Here is a 19,439-nt window from a genome sequence, read left to right on the forward strand (position 1 = left end):
GCGGTCCCCGGATCAGCCGCGGCCTGCAGCGCTGGCAGGGCTCAGGTAGAAGGTGAGGCGGAACTTGCCGATCTGGACTTCACTGCCGGACTTCAGCTCGACGCTGTCCACGCGGTCGTGGTTGACGTAGGTGCCGTTCAGGCTGTTCTTGTCCACCACCTCGAAGCTCCGCGCGGTGCGCCGGAATTCCACGTGCCGGCGGGAGACCGTGACGTCGTCCAGGAAGATGTCGGCATCGGGGTGACGGCCCGCGGTGGTGACATCCGAGTCAAGCAGGAAGCGGGCACCGGCGTTGGGGCCGCTGTGCGCAACCAGGAGGGCGGAGCCGGCCGGCAGTGCCTCCACCGAGCTGCGCTCGTCCGAGGAAAGTTTTGGTGCAATCGTAGGCTCATCGCGCACCGGGGTGAGATGGATTGAGGTGGTCTCCGACGCCCTGGCCGCACCATTGCCGTATTCCCCATCGGCAGGGTTGTTTGTGTGGCCAGCCATGGATTCCTCCTCTTCCGCTGCAGCTCTCACGCCTGCAAGTAACATTTGCCGTCCAGGCCTGCCTCGCAGGTCCTGCACCGGCTCCCGATCCGGCCGCTGACGTGCGAAGACGTACTGTCCTCACAGCTGACCGAACCGGATTCACCGGTTAGCTTTTAGCCTACCTGTTGTTCGTACTCGGATGCACTGAGCAACGACTCAACGGCGTCCGCTTCGGCGAGTTTCACTTCAATGAGCCAGCCGTCGCCGTAGGGATCAGTGTTGATCAGCGCAGAATCCGTGTCGAGTGACTCATTGCGGGCCACTACCTCACCGGTGACCGGCGCGTAGATGTCGCTGACGCTCTTGGTGGATTCGACTTCACCCACAACTTCGTTCGCCGTAATCCTGGTGCCCACTTCCGGCATCTGGGCGTACACTACATCGCCCAGTGCGTCCTGGGCGAAGTCGGTGATGCCCACCCGCACCACCCCGTCGGCGTTGGGAGCAGAAATCCACTCATGTTCGGCGGTGTAGGACAGGTCTTCGGGAATGTTGCTCATTAGGGGCCTTTCATGGGGTACGAACACCAGTGTCAGCGGGGCCAAAAGGGCCGCCGCTGAAAGTATAGGCACAACTGCCGGGGCGTTCGCCGGTGATTCTGACAAGATGGAACCCATGAGCGTATGCACCCTTCCGGGTCGCCGGGAAGCCGCAGGGTAAGCAATGCCCGAACTTCCCGAGGTGGCCGGCCTGGCTGAATTTCTTGACGAGCATCTGCAGGGAACCTCGGTGACCAAAGTGCAGATCGTTTCCTTCGCTGTCCTCAAGACCGCCGATCCGCCCTTCAACGCCTTGGAAGGCAGGACGGTGACCGGCGTGCGGCGCTTCGGCAAGTTCGTCAGCATCGACACCGGAGGAATTTCGCTGGTGTTCCATCTGGCAAGGGCGGGCTGGGTGCGCTTCACGGACTCCCCCACCGACGCCCAACTGCGGATGGGCAAGGGCCACATCGCGGCGCGCTTTGCTTTCACCGGCCCTGACGGGCCGCGCGGCATCGACCTTACGGAGGCCGGTACCAAGAAGAGCCTGGCCGTCTACGTGGTGCGGGATCCCCAGGACGTGCCGGGCATCGCCACGCTCGGGCCGGATCCCTTCACCGAGGCGTTCGACGCCGACATGCTGGCCGAGATCCTCGCTGGCAGTTCCCAGCAGATCAAGGGTCTCCTGAGGAGCCAGAGCGTTATTGCAGGCATCGGCAATGCGTACAGTGACGAGATCCTGCACGCCGCGCGGATCTCGCCCTTTGCCACCGCCAGGTCACTGGACCGCGAAACAGTGCAGGTCCTTTACGATTCCATCCACGGCGTACTGGGGACCGCACTGGCCGAGGCCAGCGGCAAGCCGCCCAAGGACCTGAAGGACGTCAAGCGCAGCCACATGCGGGTCCATGCCCGGACCGGCGAGCCGTGCCCGGTGTGCGGAGACACCGTGCGGGAAGTTTCCTTCGCCGATACGGCCCTTCAGTACTGCCCCACGTGCCAGACGAAGGGCAAGATCCTTGCTGACCGCAGGACGTCGAAGTTCCTGAAGTAGGTAGGCCAAACTACTGCCAGGCAGCTATGCACCGACCCTGCCAGATGGACCGGAAACAAGAAAAAGGCCGGAGCCATGCGTTTCCGCGTGGCTCCGGCCTTTATGGTCGGGCTGACAGGATTTGAACCTGCGACCCCTTGACCCCCAGTCAAGTGCGCTACCAAGCTGCGCTACAGCCCGTTAGTTCCGCCGTTCTCCGCTGTGTTTCATCCGCAGGCTAACCTGCGGATTTCCACCAGCAGTCCGGCCGAACCACCTAGAAGAGCTTACACGATTCCGGAGGGTGCCTGTGACACTTTCCGTGTTTCGAAGCCCACGTGTGTCGGAATTAACGCTTCTTGCCGCGCTTTTCCCGGACGCGCATGTTGACCTCGATCGGGGTGCCCTCGAAGCCAAAGGTTTCCCGCAGCCGGCGTGTGATGAAGCGTCGGTATCCGGGGTCCAGGAATCCGGTGGTGAACAGCACGAACTTCGGCGGCCTGCTTGAGGCCTGGGTGCCGAAGAGGATGCGCGGCTGCTTTCCGCCCCGGACGGGGTGGGGGTGTGCAGCCACGAGCTCGCCGAGGAAGGCGTTCAAGCGGCCGGTGGCAATGCGCTTGTCCCAGTTTTCGAGCGCCAGGTCCAGGGCAGGAACGAGGCGGTCCTTGTGCCACCCGGTCTTGGCCGAGATGTTGACGCGGGGCGCCCACTCCACGTGGGCCAGGTCCTGCTCAATTTCGCGTTCGAGGTAGCGCCGGCGTTCGTCGTCGAGCAGGTCCCACTTGTTGAAGGCAAGCACCATGGCGCGGCCCGATTCAATGGCGAGCTGCAGGATCCGGACGTCCTGCTCGCTGAGGACCTCGTCCACGGCGAGGAGCACGACGGCGACCTCCGCCTTCTCGAGCGCGGCCTGCGTCCGCAGGGAGGCGTAGTAGTCCGCGCCCTGGGCCATGTGCTGGCGGCGGCGGATGCCTGCCGTGTCCACAAAGCGCCAGGTGCGTCCGCCGAGTTCAATAAATTCATCCACGGGGTCACGGGTGGTGCCGGCGGTGTTGTCCACCACCACACGTTCGGTACCGGCCAGCTTGTTAAGCAGGGACGACTTGCCCACGTTGGGGCGGCCGATCAGCGCGATGCGGCGTGGCCCGCCGGAACGTTCCAGGCCTTCGATGGTGGAAAACTCGGGAAGCGTATCCATCACGTGGTCAAGCAGGTCGGCCACGCCCCGGCCGTGCAGTGCCGAGACGGGGTAGGGCTCGCCGAAGCCGAGTCCCCACAACGCAGCGGAGTCTGCCTCCTGGGCAAAGTCGTCCACCTTGTTGGCCACCATGATGACGGGCTTCTTGCTGCGGCGCAGCATCTTCATCACGCCTTCGTCAGTGGCGGTGGCACCCACCGCGGAGTCGACGACGAAGAGGACTGCGTCCGCAAGCTCAACGGCCATCTCGGCCTGCTCAGCCACGCGGGCGTGGATGCCGCGGGCGTCGTGTTCCCAGCCACCGGTGTCCACCAGGGTGAAGTTGCGGCCGTTCCAGCTGGCCGAGTACATCACGCGGTCACGGGTCACACCCGGGGTGTCCTCAACTACCGCTTCGCGGCGGCCAAGGATGCGGTTGACCAGGGTGGACTTGCCCACGTTGGGGCGTCCGATGATCGCAAGGACGGGGTCCAGCTTGACCGGGCCGTCATAGTCCTCGTCGTCATACTCTCCGCTGAGCAGCGCGGCGTCGTCCTCGTCAAGGTCGTAGTCCTCCAGGCCCGCCCGGAGGGACGCGGCACGGAGCTCGGCCTCGTCGTCGTCAATCGCCGCCAGCCGCTCCGCCACCTGGTCGGTGCCCGAGGGGATGTACTCGTCGTCGCCGGCGCCGGCGTGACCGGAAGTTTGGGTTGTGTCGCTCATTGCGTTGTCCTTAGTGGTCATCTGCCGGCGTCCCGGCTACTGCTGTGAAGTCTTTGGAAAAATCTGCATCCGGCAGAGGCTGCCCCGTGAGCTGAATGGAATCCTGCACGTGCCCTGACAACGCGGCCCGGATCTCCAGCGCCGCCCTGTCCATTGAAGCACGGCCGCTTTCCCCAGCCCTGCGGGTCAGCGTCAGCGCATTTCCGAAGCGGACGTGGAAGCGCCTGCCCGGCCGCGGCACTGAATCCACGTGTTCGTCCCCCTTGCGGGTGCCAAGGATGGCCACGGGCACTACCGGAGCTCCGGAGTTCAGCGCCAGCCAGGCTACGCCGCCGTTGATGTCCGATGCTGCCCCGCTCCCCCGGGTCCCTTCGGGAAGAATCCCGACGCAACGGCCGGCGTCGAGCAGGTCCTTGCAGCGCTGAAGCGCCGCACGGTCGCCCGCCCGGTCCACGGGCATTTGCCCGGATGCGGTGAGCACCCCGCCCAGGAAGCCCTTAAACATCTCCTGTTTTACCAGGATGTGCATGGGGCGCGGTGACGCCCCGAACATCACCGGCCCGTCCAGGAAGCTGATGTGGTTGCCCGCAAAAATCACCGGGCCGCCGGTGGGAACATTGTCGCGGCCGGTGACGGAAGTCCGGTAGACCAGATGGTCCAGGATCCACCCAACGGGCCTGCTCCAGGCCATTGTCCAGCCGGACGGGATGTCCAGCCTGGGCTTGACCACGGTGGGCTCAGTCACGGTTCAGGACCTTGGTCACAATCACGAGGGCTGCGGCTACCGTCTGATCGAAATCCAGGTCGGAGGAATCGAGGGTGACTACGCCGGAAGCGGCCTGCGTGAAGTTGACCACCGTGGAGTCCTTGGCGTCGCGGTGGGTCACCTGTGCCGCCAACTGCTCGGCGTTCTGGGTGCCGCCGAGCTGGATTCCGCGCCGGCGCAGCCGTGCTTCCTCGCTGGCCGTGAGCAGCATCCGCACTTCTGCGCCGGGCGCGACGACGGTGGTGATGTCCCTGCCTTCCACCACCATCCGGCGGTGGTGCTTGTCAATATATTCGCGCTGGCGCCGGATGAGCTCGGTCCTGGCCCCAAGGGTGGTGGCCACGGCACTGACTGCTGAGGAGATGGCAGGTTCACGAATGGCGTCTGTGACGTCAACCCCGTCCACGCGGACGTATTCCTCCTGTGGGCCGGTGCTCATGTCCAGGACCAGGTCCCGGGACGCCTGCTCCACCGCAGCACCGTCCTCCAGGTCAATGCCATTGGTGACGCAGTACCAGGTGAGTGCCCGGTACATCGCGCCGGTGTCCAAGTAAGCAAGCCGGAGCCTGCGGGCTACTTCCTTGCTGACGCTGGACTTGCCGGAGCCTGAGGGCCCGTCGATGGCAACCACCAGCGGCCTGCCAACGCGCAGCGCGGGCAGGGTGTCAAGAAGTTCTTGTGTCATTACTGGAGTACCCGCCATCCGCGGTCGTTGAGTGCTTCGATCAGGTGGTCATGCTTGTTCGGCAACACGGAGATTTCCACCATACCTACGTTTTGGCCCGACGAGTGGTCCAGGCGCAGGTCCTCCAGGTTGACGCCGATTTCACCAATTTCGGTGAGGAGCCGGGCTATCTGGCCCGGTGTATCGTCCACCAGGACGGTAAGCCACGAATACGCCTGGGGAGGCCCGCCGTGTTTGCCGGGAATCCGGGCCTGACCGGCGTTGCCTTCGCTCATCAACTGTGCGAGGTCAAGCCTGGCACCCGGGGCAGTTGGCTCTTCGAGCGTGCCGATCAGGCGGTTGAGGTCCTCCCGCACGCCGTATAGGATCTCGACCACCTTCGCCGCGTTGCCGCCCAGGATCTGGACCCAGAGGGCTGGATCGCTGGCTGCTATCCGGGTGACGTCCCGCAATCCGTTGCCCGCAAGGGACAACGCGTGCAGCGGTGTTCCCTGCAGCCGGCTGGCCAACAGCGATGACATGACCTGGGGCAGGTGCGACACCAAGGCCACAGCTTCGTCGTGTTCGTCTGCAGTGAACTGGGAAACAACTGCTCCCAGGTCCGTGGCCAGTGCGCGGGCGGTCTGGAGGGCCGCCCCGGACGATTCCCCTGAGGGGCATACCACCCAAGGCATCGAGGTGAAGAGCTCCCCTCGGGCCGCGACCGGCCCGGACTTTTCCCGCCCGGCCATGGGGTGTGTGCCGACGTAACGGGAAAGGTCCACACCGCGGCTGCGCAGCGCCGAGAGGATCCCGGCCTTGACACTTGCGATGTCAACCACCACGGACTCCGGGTAGTCTGCCAGCGCTTTGGCCACAACATCTGCCGTGACGTCCGGCGGGGCAGCCACCACCACCAGCTGGGGTGCAGCGCCGGCAAGCCCGGTCAGGGGCTGGCCCGCGCCAATATCCACCGCTACAGCCTGGTTGGTGGGCGAAGGGTCAGAGAGGAAAACCGGCACGCCCCGGCCGCGCAAACCCAGCCCAATGCTGGTGCCCAGCAGCCCCGTACCGATGACCACCACCGGACCGTCCAGGTGCCCGCGGCCCTGGCTGTGGAAAGCAGACATGCCTCAGAGCCCTACGGATGCCAGCAGGTGGCCGACTTCCTGCTTGCCGAGGTTGCGGATGCTTCCCTGGCGCTGGTCACCCAGACCGATGGGACCCACCTTGACGCGGACCAGCCGCAGGACCGGGAATCCGACGGCATCGAACAGACGGCGGACGATCCGGTTCTTGCCGGAGTGCAGCACTACCTCGATCAGGACGTGGCCCGGAGTGGAGTCAACGAGCCGGAAGGAATCCACCGAAGCGAAGCCGTCCTCCAGTTCCACGCCTTCCTTGAGCTTGGCACCGATACCCTGCGGGAAGGGGCCCCGGACCTGTACCAGGTACGTCTTGGGCACCTCGTAGGAGGGGTGCGTCAGGCGGTTGGCGAGTTCGCCGTCGTTGGTCAGCAGCAGCAGCCCCTCGGTGGCGACGTCGAGCCGGCCCACATGGAACAGGCGTTCCCCCTGCTGGTGGCGCAGGAAGTCGCTGATGCAGGGCCGGCCCTCGGGATCCTCCATGGTGGAAACAACGCCCTTGGGCTTGTTGAACACCATGTACACCAGGTTCTCGTCCAGCTGGATCCGGAGTCCGTCAACGTGGATGACGGCGGTTTTAGGGTCGATGCGGACACCCAGCTCAGTGACGACCTGGCCGTCCACTTCCACCCGGCCCTCGGCAATCATCTCCTCGCAGACGCGCCGTGACGCTACCCCTGCGGAGGCCATGACCTTCTGCAGGCGGACGCCGTCGGCATCATGCAGTTCCGACTGGGGAACCTCGCCGCGCGGGCCCTTTTTACGTGAAGGCCGGCGGAGCGGGCCCAGGTTCTGGCCGAAGCGTTCGCTGCCGAAAGCACGGGAAGCTGCGGCTCCCGGGGCGCCGGTACGTGGCTTTGGCTTGAGGGCACCCGGCGTTCCGGGTGCTTTCTTGGCGCCTGGCTTGCGGGCGGCAGGCTTCCTCGAGGAAGGCTTGGCGAATCTGGGTTCCGCGGCTCCACGGCCGGGCTGGGTGCCGGCAGCGGCCTCGTCCGGATCGATGAAGCGCTCCTCGCGCGGCTTGGGTGCGCGCTGCGGGCGGTCGCTGCCGAATCCGCCGCCGCGCTTGGCGGCGCCGCCCCGGAAGCCGCCGCCCGGGTTGCCTCCCTGGGAGGTGTTGCGCTGTGATGCATTGCGTTCCGAACCGTTACGTCCCGAACTGTTACGTGGTGAACCCTGGCGTCCCGCCTGTGTCATGACCCGTCCTTCGATATATTGACCGGAAAGGTGTCCAAGGACAACCCTAGCCAGCCGTGCAGAAATTATCTGCGCTTGTAAGTACTCTTGCGTGCAGCCGGAGTGGTGCCCCGGCTATATTCCTTCGGTGTCGTAGAACTCCGCGATGCCGTCCAGCCCCGGAAGGTGCGGCGACAGCTGCGGCAGCTCAGCCACCGAGCTGATTCCCATCCGCTCCAGAAAATATGAGGTGGTCCGGTAGAGGATGGCGCCGGACTCGGGATCCGTTCCCGAGTCCTCGATCAGTCCGCGCTGGGCGAGCGTCCGTACGACGGAATCAACATTGACTCCCCTGATTGCGGATACCCTGGCCCTGGAGACCGGCTGGCGGTAGGCAATGACCGCGAGCGTTTCCAGGGCGGCCTGGGTAAGCCTGGCTGTTTGGCCCTCCAGCACATATTTGCCCACGATGTGGGCGAACTCGGTACGGGAGTAGATCCGCCAGCCACCGGCGACCTTCCGCAATTCAAAACCCCGGGGGCTGGAGCCAAAACCAGTTCCACTGGCTTGATCCATATCCGGGGCTTTAACAGTATAGCCGCTATAATCCCGCTGAAGTTCTGCGAGCAGGGCAGCGACGGCGGCAACGGGAAGTTCGAGCCCTGCCGCCAGTTCTTCCTCCGTGGCGGGCTCGTCTATGACCATGAGCACCGCCTCGAGGGCGGCTTTGGCCCCGCCGGGGAGGCTTTCGACGCCCGGCTCCCCCTCGGTGTCAGCTTGGGTTGCCTGCTCAGTCACAACTGCTCCTCGAATTCTTCGCTCAGGTTTTCCGCCGACCATTCCCCGTTCCCGGCAATCCAATGCACTGCCAGGTCTCCCAGCGGCAAGAGCTGGTCGAATGAAACAGCCTTGTCCCGGAACAGCTCAAGGAGGGCAAGGAACCTTGCAACCACCACCAGCGTGGATTCAGCATCGGCGATCAGGGCCCGGAAGGTCAGCGGCGATTCAATGCGAAGCCGCAGGCCCATTACTTCTGCCTGCTCCTTCACGCTGACATGGCCGCCGTGCAGATGCGCAAGGCCCACCTCGGTTGGCTTTGGGGCCTTGGGCTGCAGGGCGGCCTCGGCCAGGCGGGCAAACTGTTCGGGAGTGTGCTTCCAGACGAGCTCGGGAAGCATGGCCGCGAAGTGTCCCTCCAGCGCCACCTGCCGCGGAAAGCGCATGGCCTCCTGGTGCAGGGTTTCGCCCAGGAGACCTGCCACGTGTTTGAAGGCCTTGTACTGGAGCAGCCGGGCGAAGAGCAGATCCTTGGCTTCAAGCAGCGCGATGTCTTCATCGTTCTCGACCTCCCCGGCAGGAAGGAGGCGGGCGGCTTTGAGGTCCAGCAGCGTGGCGGCGATGACCAGGAACTCGCTGGCCTCATCCAGGGCCCACTCCTCCCCCAGCTTCTGCAGGTTCCGGATGTACTTGATGAATTCGTCGGTTACCGTGGCGATGGCTACCTCGGTGATATCCAGCTGATGCTTGGCAATCAGTCCGAGCAGGAGGTCGAAGGGACCTGTGAAGTTGGCCAGCCGTACCTCGAAGCCGGGCTTGGATTCGGCCACGGCGTGGCTAGGGTGCGCCGCCGCGCGAAATAAGTTCTTTGGCCAGCCTGCGGTATGCATCGGCGCCCACGTGGTTGCCCGCATAGCTGGTGATGGGCTCCGCGGCGACGGTGGCGTCGGCGAACTTGATGGAGCGCTTGATGACGGTCTCGAAGACTTTGTCGCCAAAGGCCTCAACCAAACGGGTGATGACCTCGCGGCTGTGCAGCGTCCGGGCGTCGTACATGGTGGCCAGCACACCATCCACCTGCAGGCGCGGGTTAAGCCTGTCCTGGACCTTGTCGATGGTCTCCACCAGCAGCGCCACAGCGCGGAGGGCAAAGAACTCGCAGATGAGCGGGATGATCACACCGTGCGCGGCGGTCAGCGCGTTAACAGTCAGGAGGCCAAGGGAGGGCTGGCAGTCGATGAGGACGACGTCGTAATCGTCTTCCACCTTTTTGAGGGCCCGGTCAAGGACCTGCTCGCGGGCCACCTCGTTGACCAACTGGACTTCCGCCGCTGAGAGGTCGATGTTTGCGGGCAGGAGGTCCACGTGTTCGACGCCGGTCTGGTGAATGGCGTCCCGGATATCCACTTTGCGGTCCATCAGCACGTTGTAGACGGTGAGGTCGAGTTCGTGCGGATTCACGCCGAGGCCGGCAGACAGGGCGCCCTGGGGATCAAAGTCGACCAGGAGCACGCGGCGGCCGTACTCAGCCAGTGCTGCCGCCAGGTTGATGGTGGATGTGGTCTTCCCCACGCCGCCTTTTTGGTTGACCATGGCGATGACGCGTGCCGGACCGTGGGAGGCCAGGGGCGCGGGTTCCGGGAACTCGCGGTAGGGGCGCCCCGTGGGTCCCATTACCGCGTCTTCCAGGTCGAATTGCGTGCCCTCCAGAGTTGCTGAACCCTGTTCGCTGCTCACGTATCTATCCACACTTTCGATGACGTTGATTTCCTGCCGCTGGCTGGCCAGCAACGCTCCTTCTTCTTCCCAAGGTTACAGCGCCCGACACGGTATTCCAGGCAACTTGACTTTCCGCGAATGTTGAGCCTTGACCCTCTAGCTGAGGTAGAAGGTTGCCTTGCCCCGACTCGCAAATGCCCCCGCAGCGAGGGCTGCGGGGGCGTTTGCGGGCTGAGCCTCGCTGTAGGTCAGGCGTTCGCCGGGACCGGCCGTACCTCGGTTTCGGTGACTGCGGGGGCTGCATGGCCGGCAATCATTGTCTGCTCATCGAAGGGCAGTTCGCCCGAGAGGACCTGGTCCACCTGGCCGCCGTCGATCTCCTTGACCCAGGTGCCGATCAGGATGGTGGCCACGGCGTTGCCGGTGAAGTTGGTCAGGGCGCGGGCCTCGGACATGAAGCGGTCGATGCCGACGATCATGCCGACACCGCCCAGAAGTTCAGGCTTGTGTGCCTGCAGGCCGGCGGCGAGGGTGGCCAGGCCGGCGCCGGTGACACCGGCGGCGCCCTTGGAGGCGATGATCATAAAGATCAGCAGGGAGACCTGGGCGCCGAGGTCCAGCGGGGTCCCCATGGCGTTGGCAACGAACAGGGAGGCCATGGTGAGGTAAATGGCCGTGCCGTCAAGGTTGAAGGAATAGCCGGTGGGTACCGTGACGCCAACAACGGGCTTGGAGACGCCGAGGTGTTCCATCTTGGCGATCAGGCGGGGCAGGGCTGCCTCGGAGGAGGACGTGGAGAAGATCAGGAGGTATTCGCGGCCCAGGTACTTCATCAGCTTGAAGATGTTGACGCCGGAGACAACTTTCAGGATTCCGCCCAGGATGATGACGATGAACAGGGCGCAGGTGATGTAGAAGGCGGCCATCAGGGTGAACATGCTGACAATGGCCTGGAAGCCGGTAGCACCCACGACGGCGGCGATGGCACCGAAGGCGCCCACGGGGGCAAGCCACATGATCATGATCAGGATGCGGAACACCAGGACCTGGCCGTGGCCTATGGCCTTGAGGATCGGTGCGCCCTGCGGGCCCATCTTCTGCAGTGCGAAGCCAACGAGGATAGCGGCAAACAGAGTGGGCAGGACCGGAATATCGCCCGGGATGATGCCCAGGAGGAAGGCAACGGTGCTGTCTACTTCCGCCTTCTTATTGGGGTCGTAGGCGGCCAGCTTCAAACCTTCGCCCGGGTGGATCAGGTTGCCCACCACCAGGCCGATGCCAAGTGCGAAGGTAGACATGAGCACGAAGTATCCCAGTGCCAGGCCGCCCACCTTGCCCACTGTTGCGGCCTTCGCGATGGAGCCGATGCCGAGGACGATGGTGCAGAAAATGATCGGTGCGATCATCATCTTGATGAGCTTGATGAACCCGTCGCCGAGCGGCTTGAGGGATTTACCAACCTCGGGGAACATCAGGCCCACCACCGCGCCGAGGATGACGGCGGCGATAACGGCGATGTAGAGGTAGTGCGATTTGTCGATGCCCTTGCGCCGCGTCTTCACGGTGTCAAGCGACTCTCCTCGTTGAGAAGCCATGATGTGTCTCCTTTGGATAATCTGATAGACGCTGCGGCACAGTCTCTGGGCTCGACACGTCCTCCGGTGTGATATCCATCATTGGGCACGTGGTGACCCAGCTCACCGTTGCGTTCATATTGGTCGTGGGAGGTACAGATGATCCACCGCTGGAGTATCGCCCGAAGGCTCTTCGTGGCTAACCTGCTGATTGTGGTTGCGTTCATCGCCATCGTTGGAACGGCCACTTATGTGGACGCCCGCGACCGCACCTATAACGAAGCGGGGCAGCGGATGGCTGGGATTGCGGCTTCCATCGCGGCCAGCCCGCTGGTGTTGCAAGCCGCCGCTTCCCGCGACCCTTCCCCCATCCTTCAGCCCTACGCCAAGGACGTCATGGCGGCGACCGGCGTCGACTTCATCACCATCATGGCCCCGGACCGGACGCGGTGGACACATCCCCGCGACGAGGAACTCGGCCGGCCCTATATCGGCTCCATTGACGCCGCGCTTCGGGGCGAGGCCTTCACCGAGGTTGTGGCAGGAACCCTTGGCCCCTCGGTGCGCACCATTGTTCCCGCTAAGGATGGAACGGGGGCGATTAAGGCGATGGTGTCTGTGGGCGTCACCGTGCGCACAGTCGATGTTGCCTTCGCCGGGCGCTTGCCCGCGCTCCTGGCCATCGGCCTTGCCCTGCTGGTGGGAGGCTCGCTGGCCTCGTGGCTGCTGGGGCGTTACCTCCGCGGAGTCACGCGGGGGTGGGGGCCGGAGCAGCTGGCCCAACTTTTCGCCTACTACGAATCGGTGCTGCATTCCGTGCGGGAGGGACTGATCCTCATCGACACAAAAGGCCGCGTAGTGATGTACAACGACCAGGCGGCCGAGCTGCTCGGCCTGGACGGTCCTGGCAGCAAGGACCCCACCCGGCCGCCGTCGCTGGCCGACCTGCCGCTCGAGGAGGGACTGCGGGCCCTGTTCGAGTCGGGGCGCAGCGCCAAGGACGAGATCCTCCTGACCGGTTCCCGCATCCTGGTGGTCAACCAGGGACCCGCCAAGGGGCCCGAGTCTTCGGGAAGCCGCGCAAAAACCCCCGTGTACGGCACTGTGGCAACGCTGCGGGACCGCACTGAAATCGAAGCCCTCGGCGGCGAGCTGGAAACGATGCGCACGCTCTCCGATGCCCTCCGCGCCCAGACGCACGAGCACGCCAACCGGCTGCACACCATGGTTTCACTGCTGGAACTGGGCCGCACCCAGGAGGCCCTGGCCTTCGCGACAAAGGACCTGGAGCTCAGCCAGCAGCTGACGGATGACATGGTCAGCTCCGTGGACGAACCCGTGCTTGGAGCGCTGGTGATGGGCAAGGTGGCCGAAGCCCACGAACGCGGCGTGCAGTTGGATGTGGCCGCGCTCGGCTCAGCAAGTGTGGCAGGAATTGCCGTCCAGGACCTGGTGACCATCCTTGGTAACCTGCTGGACAACGCCATGGATGCTGCCGCGGACGGCCCGCCGCCGCGGCGGGTGGAGCTCACGGTGGAGTCAGATGAGGAAGGACTGGACATCACGGTCCACGATTCCGGGCCCGGTATTGACCAGGCCGCGGCGGAGAACATCCTCCGGCACGGTTTCAGCACCAAGCCGGCTGGCCCCGGCGGCCGGGGCATCGGGCTCGCCCTGGTGCGGCAGGCGGTGCAGCGCCTGGGCGGCAGCCTGACCATCAATGGACGGCGCGGCGCCAAGTTCGAAGTGTTCCTCCCCGCAGCGGTGCCAGCACAGAAGGAGCACAAACAGTGAGCAACATCCGGATCCTCGTTGTTGAGGACGAGGCCATCGCGGCCGCCGCGCATGCAGCATACGTGGGGCGGCTGCCGGGCTTCGAGCTCGCCGGCACCGCCCCGGACGGCCAGTCCGCCCTGCGGCTGCTCAGCGAGTTCACGGCCGCGGGAAACCCGGTGGAACTTGTCCTGCTGGACATGAACCTGCCCGACCTCCACGGTTTGGATATCGCCCGGCGGATGAGGTCGGCAGGAATCCTGGCGGACATCATCGCCATCACGGCGGTCCGCGAACTTGCGATTGTGCGCAGCGCAGTTGCCATCGGCGTTGTCCAGTACCTGATCAAGCCCTTCACCTATGCCACCTTCGCGGACAAGCTGGCAAGCTACCAGCAGTTCCGGCAGCAGCTGGCCGGTCCGCAGGGCGGTCATGGGAAGGCAGGGGCTTCCCAGACGGACGTGGACCAGGCGTTCGCGAGCCTGCGGGCACCATCCGAACTGCCCCTCCCCAAGGGGCTCTCGGTGTCCACCCTGGCGTCCGTCCAGGAGTTCATGAAGCTGCAGCAGGGTGCTGTCTCCGCCACTGAAGTCATGGATGCACTGGGCATGTCACGGGTCACCGCGCGCCGTTACCTTGAGTACCTGGCCGACGCGGGAACTGTGTCCAGGACAGCCCGCTACGGAACGCCCGGCCGGCCGGAGAACGAATACCGGTGGAGTGGCCGCTGACTGCCACAACCGGAGGCTGAGCCTGCCGAAATCCGTTCGAGCGGCGCTATGTATACAAGCCGACAGCAGGGGGTAAGAAAAAAGGCCGAATCTCGCCACAAATGGTTATTTGTGTATACACTGTGGTCAAAGCCAGCGAAGGGACACCCAGTGCGAGCCAGCGACCGTGCCTACGCCGCACTCCGCGACGACATCGTGCAGTGGCGGCTCCAGCCAGGTGCATTGCTTGCCGAAGTAGAGCAGGCCGCACGCCTGGGCGTCTCGCGCACGCCCCTCCGGGAGGCGCTGGGGCGCCTCACCGCAGAAGGACTGACGACGGCGGCAGCCGGCCGCGGCGTCGTCGTCACCGATATCTCGCTTGACGACATCGACGAACTCTTCGAGCTGAGGGAGACGCTGGAAGGAAAGGCTGCCGCCCTGGCAGCCGAACGGGGCAACGCAGAAGTTTTCCGGAAGCTTGAGGCGGAATTCCGGGCAGCGCCGTCGCTCATCACCGGCACCGCTCCCGCCCTGCAGGACTACTACCTGCTGGTGGACGGGCTGGACTCTGCCGTGGACGCCGCCATCTCCAATGCCTACCTTGCCCAGGCCATGGGCAGCCTCCGGGTCCACCTGGTCCGCATCCGCCGCCTCGCAGCCGACGATGCTGCCCGGCTCACCGCCGCAGCGGACGAACATGCCGCCATAGCCGAGGCCATCGCCATCCGGAACCCGCGCCTGGCGCAGGCCGCCACCACCCTCCACCTGCACCGCAGCCTCTCCCACATCAAAGCCACGCACCCATCCCGCTAAGGAGCACCATGGTCAAGGAACACCACGTCCGCGTCTACAAGAGCGAGGAAAACCTGCCCCGCGAGGACCAGCTCGCGCACAAAATCGCCAGGGTTGCCGCCGATCCCGTGGAGGTGCCCGCCGACGTCACGGAGATGGTGATCAACCGGGTGATCGACAACGCGTCGGTGGCCGTTGCTTCGCTGAACAGGGCCCCGATCGTGGCGGCCCGGGCACAGGCACTGACCCATGGCCCCAGCTCCGGTGGGAAGGGCGCAAAAGTCTTTGGGATCGGCGAGCGCGTCTCTCCCGAATGGGCTGCGTGGGCCAACGGCGTGGCGGTGCGTGAGCTGGACTACCACGACACGTTCCTGGCTGCGGACTACTCCCACCCGGGGGACAACATTCCGCCGATCCTCGCTGTGGGCCAGCACGTGGGGTCAACCGGCCGGGACCTGGTGCGGGCAATTGCCACGGGGTATGAGATCCAGGTGAACCTGGTGAAGGCGATCTGCCTGCACAAGCACAAGATTGACCACGTGGCCCACCTTGGCCCTTCCGCCGCGGCGGGCATCGGCACCCTGCTGGGGCTCGACGTCGAAACCATCTTCCAGTCCGTGGGCCAGGCGCTGCACACCACCACGGCCACGCGGCAGTCGCGCAAGGGTGAGATCTCCACCTGGAAGGCCCACGCCCCGGCGTTCGCGGGAAAGATGGCCGTGGAAGCAGCTGACCGGGCGATGCGCGGCCAGACCTCGCCCGTTCCCATCTACGAAGGCGAGGACGGTGTGATCGCGTGGCTGCTGGACGGTCCCGACGCCTCCTACCAGGTACCCCTTCCCGAAGCCGGCGAAGCCAAGCGCGCCATCCTGGACACGTACACCAAGGAGCACTCCGCGGAATACCAGGCGCAGGCCTGGATCGACCTTGCCCGGAAGCTGAACCGTGAGCACCCCGGGGCTACGGATCCGGCGAACGTGAAGTCCGTGCTGATCAGGACCAGCCACCACACCCACAACGTGATCGGTTCCGGGGCCAACGATCCGCAGAAGTACAGTCCCACTGCCTCGAGGGAAACCCTGGACCACTCCATCCCGTACATCTTCACTGTCGCCCTGCAGGACGGCGCCTGGCACCACGTGGACTCGTACTCGCCCGAACGCGCCGCCCGGCCGGACACGGTGGAGCTGTGGCAGAAAGTCAGCACCGAGGAAGACCCTGAGTGGACCCGGCGCTACCACTCTCTCGACATCAACGAAAAAGCCTTCGGCGGGTCCGTGGAGATCACGCTCACCGACGGGACGGTCATTACCGATGAGATTGCCGTCGCCGACGCCCACCCCCTGGGTGCCCGCCCCTTCGGCCGGGAGCAGTACATCACCAAGTTCCGCACCCTCGCCACGGGCCTGGTGGAGGAAGCTGAAATCGAAAGGTTCCTTGCCGCCGTCGAACGCCTGCCGGAGCTCGCCGCCGGCGAGCTGGACCAGCTGAACATCACCGCAGCGCCAGGCGTCATCGACTTCACTGCCGCACCCAAGGGACTGTTCTGATGCTGTATTCCAAGGTCACCCCCGAACAGAAGCGGATTCGGTTCCGGGAACTGCTGGCCGCCGGGACCATTGCCCAGTTCCCCGGAGCGTTCAACCCGCTCTCCGCCCGCCTGATCGAGGAAAAGGGCTTCGCCGGGGTCTACATCTCCGGCGCGGTCCTTGCCAACGATCTTGGTTTGCCGGACATCGGCCTGACCACCCTCACCGAGGTTGCCACCCGCGCCGGGCAGATCGCCCGGATGACCGACCTGCCCGCCATCGTGGACGCCGATACCGGCTTCGGTGAACCGATGAACGTGGCACGCACCGTCCAGGAAATCGAGAACGCAGGCCTTGCCGGTCTGCACATCGAGGACCAGTTCAACCCGAAGCGCTGCGGCCACCTGGACGGCAAAAACGTGGTAGACCTGGAAACTGCAACCAAGCGGATCCGCGCTGCAGCCGATGCCCGCAGGGACCCGAACTTCCTGATCATGGCCCGCACCGACATCCGCGCCGTGGGCGGGCTGGAGGCCGCGCAGGACCGGGCCCGGGCGCTCGTGGAAGCCGGAGCCGACGCCATCTTCCCGGAGGCGATGAAGGACCTCAGCGAGTTCCAGGCCATCCGGGAGGCTGTGGACGTGCCCATCCTGGCCAACATGACAGAGTTCGGTAAAAGCGACCTGTTCACCGTGGACCAGCTCCAGGGCGTCGGCGTGAATATGGTCATCTATCCGGTGACCCTTCTCCGTAGTGCCATGGGCGCTGCCGAGCGTACGCTGGAATCGATCAGGGCTGAGGGCACGCAGGAGGCGCAGGTAGGGAGCATGCTGACACGCGCACGGTTATACGATCTGGTTGACTACGAAGGCTACAACCGCTTCGACAGCGGAGTGTTCAATTTCCGGATCCCCGGGGAGTAGGGAAACCGCGCCGGCTCCGGCCGGCACAACAGGCGACAGGAACGAAGGAGTTTCAGCATGGCTGAAGAGGACATCAAAAAAGGTCTTGCCGGCGTCGTGGTGGATTACACGTCCGTCTCGAAGGTCAACCCGGACACCAATTCCCTGCTCTACAGGGGCTACCCCGTCCAGGAGCTCGCCGCCAGGTGCAGCTTCGAGGAAGTGGCCTACCTGCTCTGGAACGGTGAGCTGCCGGATCAGCAGCAGTTGGCGGAGTTCACCGCGCGTGAGCGGGCCGGCCGTGCCCTGGACCCGGTGGTCAAGCAGGTCATCGACGCGCTGCCGGAGAGCTCCCATCCGATGGATGTCTGCCGGACTGCTGCCTCGGTGATGGGCGCCCGGCACCCCCTGGCCGAAGACTCCTCCCGCGAGGGCAACATGGCCAAAGCCACCGACCTCTTCTCGGCCATGCCGGCGGTGGTGGCCTACGACCAGCGCCGCCGCCACGGGCAGGGAGTCATCGAGCCGCGCGATGACCTGGGCTATTCCGCCAACTTCCTCTGGATGACCTTTGGCGAGGAACAGGTGCCGGAGGTGGTGGAGGCCTTCAACGTCTCGATGATCCTCTACGCCGAGCACTCCTTTAACGCCTCAACCTTCACGGCCAGGGTGATCACGTCCACGCTGGCGGACCTGCACTCTGCCGTCACGGGTGCCATCGGCGCATTGAAGGGGCCCCTGCACGGCGGCGCGAACGAAGCTGTGATGCACACCTTTGACGAGATCGGGATCCGACCGCAGGAATCCCTGGAGGAAGCAGCGGCCCGCGCCAAAGCATGGATGGAAGACGCGCTGGCCTCCAAGAAGAAGGTTATGGGGTTCGGGCACCGCGTGTACAAGCACGGGGACTCCCGTGTGCCCACCATGAAGGCCGCGCTGGACAAGATGGTTGCCCACTACGGCCGGCCCGAGCTGCTGGGGTTGTACAGCGGGCTGGAGACGGCGATGGACGAGGCCAAGGGCATCAAGCCGAACCTCGACTATCCAGCCGGCCCCACTTACCACCTGATGGGGTTCGACACCCACACCTTCACTCCCCTGTTTGTGGCCAGTCGCATCACCGGGTGGACGGCGCACATCATGGAGCAGCTGGACGCCAACTCGCTGATCCGTCCGCTGAGCGAATACGTGGGTCCGGAGGAGCGGCACGTTCAATAGGCTGGCGGCAATAGCGTACGACGGCGGGCTGTCCCTTGGCGGGCAGGCCGCCGTCGCCTGTTACCGGCTTATGGCAGCAGGCTTTCCGACGAGGCGACTGTTTCATTGTCGGCGTCCATGGTCACGACGACGTTGACCCTGCCGCCTTCCAGCACCACGGGCAGCCAGTGGTCGGCGTCCTGCCACATCCTCTCCACGGGGAGGGTGTCCACGCGGAACCACCCAGGCAGGACTTCGTCGCTGGGGGCCGGCTCGCCCTTCCATGCACGGGCGGTATAAAGCCTGGCTTTCATGTCCCACTCAGGCCGGGCCGGGAACACAAAGTGCACCACGCCCGCGTCCGTGAGGTCCTCCACGTGTACCGAGACGCCGGTTTCCTCGAAAACCTCCCGGATGACCGCTTCGCTGTCGCTCTCTCCCGGCTCCACGTGGCCGCCGATCCCGACGATTTTGCCTTTGCCGAAACCGGTGCGCTTCATCCCCAGAAGCACCTCAGGGCCGTACGGCCTGTCCCGGAGCAGGAAGCAGAGGGTCACATTGGCTGCAGTCATTGAACAAGCCTAGTTGGGCCACCTCATGGAGATAACGGTGACTGGACCATTTTGGCCGCATGGCTACAGTGAGGCCCATGAGCTGGCTGGAGAGGAGCACACCACGCCCGCCCCAAAGGCCAACGCCCTGCCGGACGGCGCTGTCCGGCTGCCCGTTGGCTGCCTGCGTTGCTGGTCAGGAACCCGCTGCATGCCGGCTG

At 64.9% G+C, this 19,439-nt stretch carries 19 protein-coding genes and 1 tRNA gene; 7 read left to right on the forward strand and 13 right to left on the reverse strand.

Features of this window, described 5'->3' with window-relative positions:
- Positions 1-12: 12 nt before the first annotated feature.
- The gene (locus tag AC50X7_RS03615; RefSeq protein ID WP_307095503.1) at positions 13-489 is read right to left on the reverse strand and encodes an FHA domain-containing protein; all 477 of its coding nucleotides are present in this window, start codon (positions 487-489) and stop codon (positions 13-15) included.
- A gap of 155 nt (positions 490-644) precedes the next feature.
- Positions 645-1,031, reverse strand: a complete 387-nt coding sequence (gene gcvH, locus AC50X7_RS03620; protein WP_307095505.1) for a glycine cleavage system protein GcvH — start codon at positions 1,029-1,031, stop codon at positions 645-647.
- Between the two features lie 163 nt (positions 1,032-1,194).
- Here gcvH and AC50X7_RS03625 point away from each other — a divergent pair, with 163 nt between their 5' ends.
- Positions 1,195-2,064: an Fpg/Nei family DNA glycosylase gene (locus AC50X7_RS03625; protein ID WP_307095507.1), complete on the forward strand. Its 870-nt coding sequence runs from the start codon at positions 1,195-1,197 to the stop codon at positions 2,062-2,064.
- Positions 2,065-2,167: 103 nt separating this feature from the next.
- Here AC50X7_RS03625 and AC50X7_RS03630 read toward each other — a convergent pair.
- The 10 genes from AC50X7_RS03630 to AC50X7_RS03675 all read right to left on the reverse strand — a co-directional run bounded on the left by AC50X7_RS03630 (position 2,168) and on the right by AC50X7_RS03675 (position 11,785).
- Positions 2,168-2,244 (reverse strand) — tRNA-Pro (locus tag AC50X7_RS03630).
- A gap of 148 nt (positions 2,245-2,392) precedes the next feature.
- Positions 2,393-3,943: a ribosome biogenesis GTPase Der gene (der, locus tag AC50X7_RS03635; protein WP_494977779.1), complete on the reverse strand. Its 1,551-nt coding sequence runs from the start codon at positions 3,941-3,943 to the stop codon at positions 2,393-2,395.
- Positions 3,944-3,953: 10 nt separating this feature from the next.
- On the reverse strand, positions 3,954-4,634 hold the full coding sequence (locus AC50X7_RS03640; protein WP_494977834.1) for a lysophospholipid acyltransferase family protein: 681 nt from the start codon (positions 4,632-4,634) through the stop codon (positions 3,954-3,956).
- 46 nt (positions 4,635-4,680) lie between these two features.
- Positions 4,681-5,394 (reverse strand): (d)CMP kinase, encoded by a 714-nt coding sequence (cmk, locus tag AC50X7_RS03645; RefSeq protein WP_494977780.1) that lies wholly within the window; start codon positions 5,392-5,394, stop codon positions 4,681-4,683.
- Positions 5,394-6,503, reverse strand: coding sequence for a prephenate dehydrogenase (locus AC50X7_RS03650; protein WP_494977781.1), 1,110 nt, complete (start codon positions 6,501-6,503; stop codon positions 5,394-5,396). The genes cmk and AC50X7_RS03650 overlap by 1 nt, the downstream gene beginning before the upstream one ends.
- A gap of 3 nt (positions 6,504-6,506) precedes the next feature.
- Entirely contained in the window at positions 6,507-7,715 is a 1,209-nt protein-coding gene (locus AC50X7_RS03655) for a pseudouridine synthase (RefSeq protein ID WP_494977782.1), read from the reverse strand.
- Between the two features lie 114 nt (positions 7,716-7,829).
- Entirely contained in the window at positions 7,830-8,492 is a 663-nt protein-coding gene (gene scpB / locus AC50X7_RS03660) for an SMC-Scp complex subunit ScpB (protein WP_494977783.1), read from the reverse strand.
- Positions 8,489-9,301, reverse strand: coding sequence for a segregation and condensation protein A (locus AC50X7_RS03665; protein ID WP_307095516.1), 813 nt, complete (start codon positions 9,299-9,301; stop codon positions 8,489-8,491). Before AC50X7_RS03665 ends, scpB begins: the two co-directional genes overlap by 4 nt.
- Positions 9,302-9,308: 7 nt before the next feature.
- Positions 9,309-10,208 carry a ParA family protein gene (locus AC50X7_RS03670; protein ID WP_307097856.1) on the reverse strand — a complete coding sequence of 300 codons (900 nt, stop codon included), beginning with the start codon at positions 10,206-10,208 and terminating at the stop codon, positions 9,309-9,311.
- A 230-nt stretch (positions 10,209-10,438) separates the two neighbouring features.
- Complete coding sequence (locus tag AC50X7_RS03675; RefSeq protein WP_494977784.1) at positions 10,439-11,785, reverse strand: cation:dicarboxylate symporter family transporter; 1,347 nt, start codon at positions 11,783-11,785, stop codon at positions 10,439-10,441.
- A 138-nt stretch (positions 11,786-11,923) separates the two neighbouring features.
- Between AC50X7_RS03675 and AC50X7_RS03680 the strand changes: the two genes are divergently transcribed.
- The 6 genes from AC50X7_RS03680 to AC50X7_RS03705 all read left to right on the forward strand — a co-directional run bounded on the left by AC50X7_RS03680 (position 11,924) and on the right by AC50X7_RS03705 (position 18,688).
- Positions 11,924-13,558 carry a sensor histidine kinase gene (locus AC50X7_RS03680; RefSeq protein WP_494977785.1) on the forward strand — a complete coding sequence of 545 codons (1,635 nt, stop codon included), beginning with the start codon at positions 11,924-11,926 and terminating at the stop codon, positions 13,556-13,558.
- The gene (locus AC50X7_RS03685) at positions 13,555-14,268 is read left to right on the forward strand and encodes a response regulator (protein ID WP_494977786.1); all 714 of its coding nucleotides are present in this window, start codon (positions 13,555-13,557) and stop codon (positions 14,266-14,268) included. Before AC50X7_RS03680 ends, AC50X7_RS03685 begins: the two co-directional genes overlap by 4 nt.
- 150 nt (positions 14,269-14,418) lie before the next feature.
- Positions 14,419-15,060, forward strand: coding sequence for a GntR family transcriptional regulator (locus tag AC50X7_RS03690; RefSeq protein WP_494977787.1), 642 nt, complete (start codon positions 14,419-14,421; stop codon positions 15,058-15,060).
- Between the two features lie 8 nt (positions 15,061-15,068).
- Positions 15,069-16,589, forward strand: a complete 1,521-nt coding sequence (locus AC50X7_RS03695) for an MmgE/PrpD family protein (RefSeq protein WP_494977788.1) — start codon at positions 15,069-15,071, stop codon at positions 16,587-16,589.
- The gene (gene prpB / locus AC50X7_RS03700; RefSeq protein WP_494977789.1) at positions 16,589-17,491 is read left to right on the forward strand and encodes a methylisocitrate lyase; all 903 of its coding nucleotides are present in this window, start codon (positions 16,589-16,591) and stop codon (positions 17,489-17,491) included. Before AC50X7_RS03695 ends, prpB begins: the two co-directional genes overlap by 1 nt.
- A gap of 57 nt (positions 17,492-17,548) precedes the next feature.
- Positions 17,549-18,688: a bifunctional 2-methylcitrate synthase/citrate synthase gene (locus AC50X7_RS03705; protein WP_494977790.1), complete on the forward strand. Its 1,140-nt coding sequence runs from the start codon at positions 17,549-17,551 to the stop codon at positions 18,686-18,688.
- A 68-nt stretch (positions 18,689-18,756) separates the two neighbouring features.
- Here the strand turns inward: AC50X7_RS03705 and AC50X7_RS03710 are convergent, their stop codons facing one another.
- Positions 18,757-19,239 (reverse strand): 8-oxo-dGTP diphosphatase, encoded by a 483-nt coding sequence (locus tag AC50X7_RS03710; RefSeq protein WP_494977791.1) that lies wholly within the window; start codon positions 19,237-19,239, stop codon positions 18,757-18,759.
- Positions 19,240-19,439 lie beyond the last annotated feature (200 nt).

This window comes from Pseudarthrobacter sp. Hb11 (assembly GCF_059383655.1).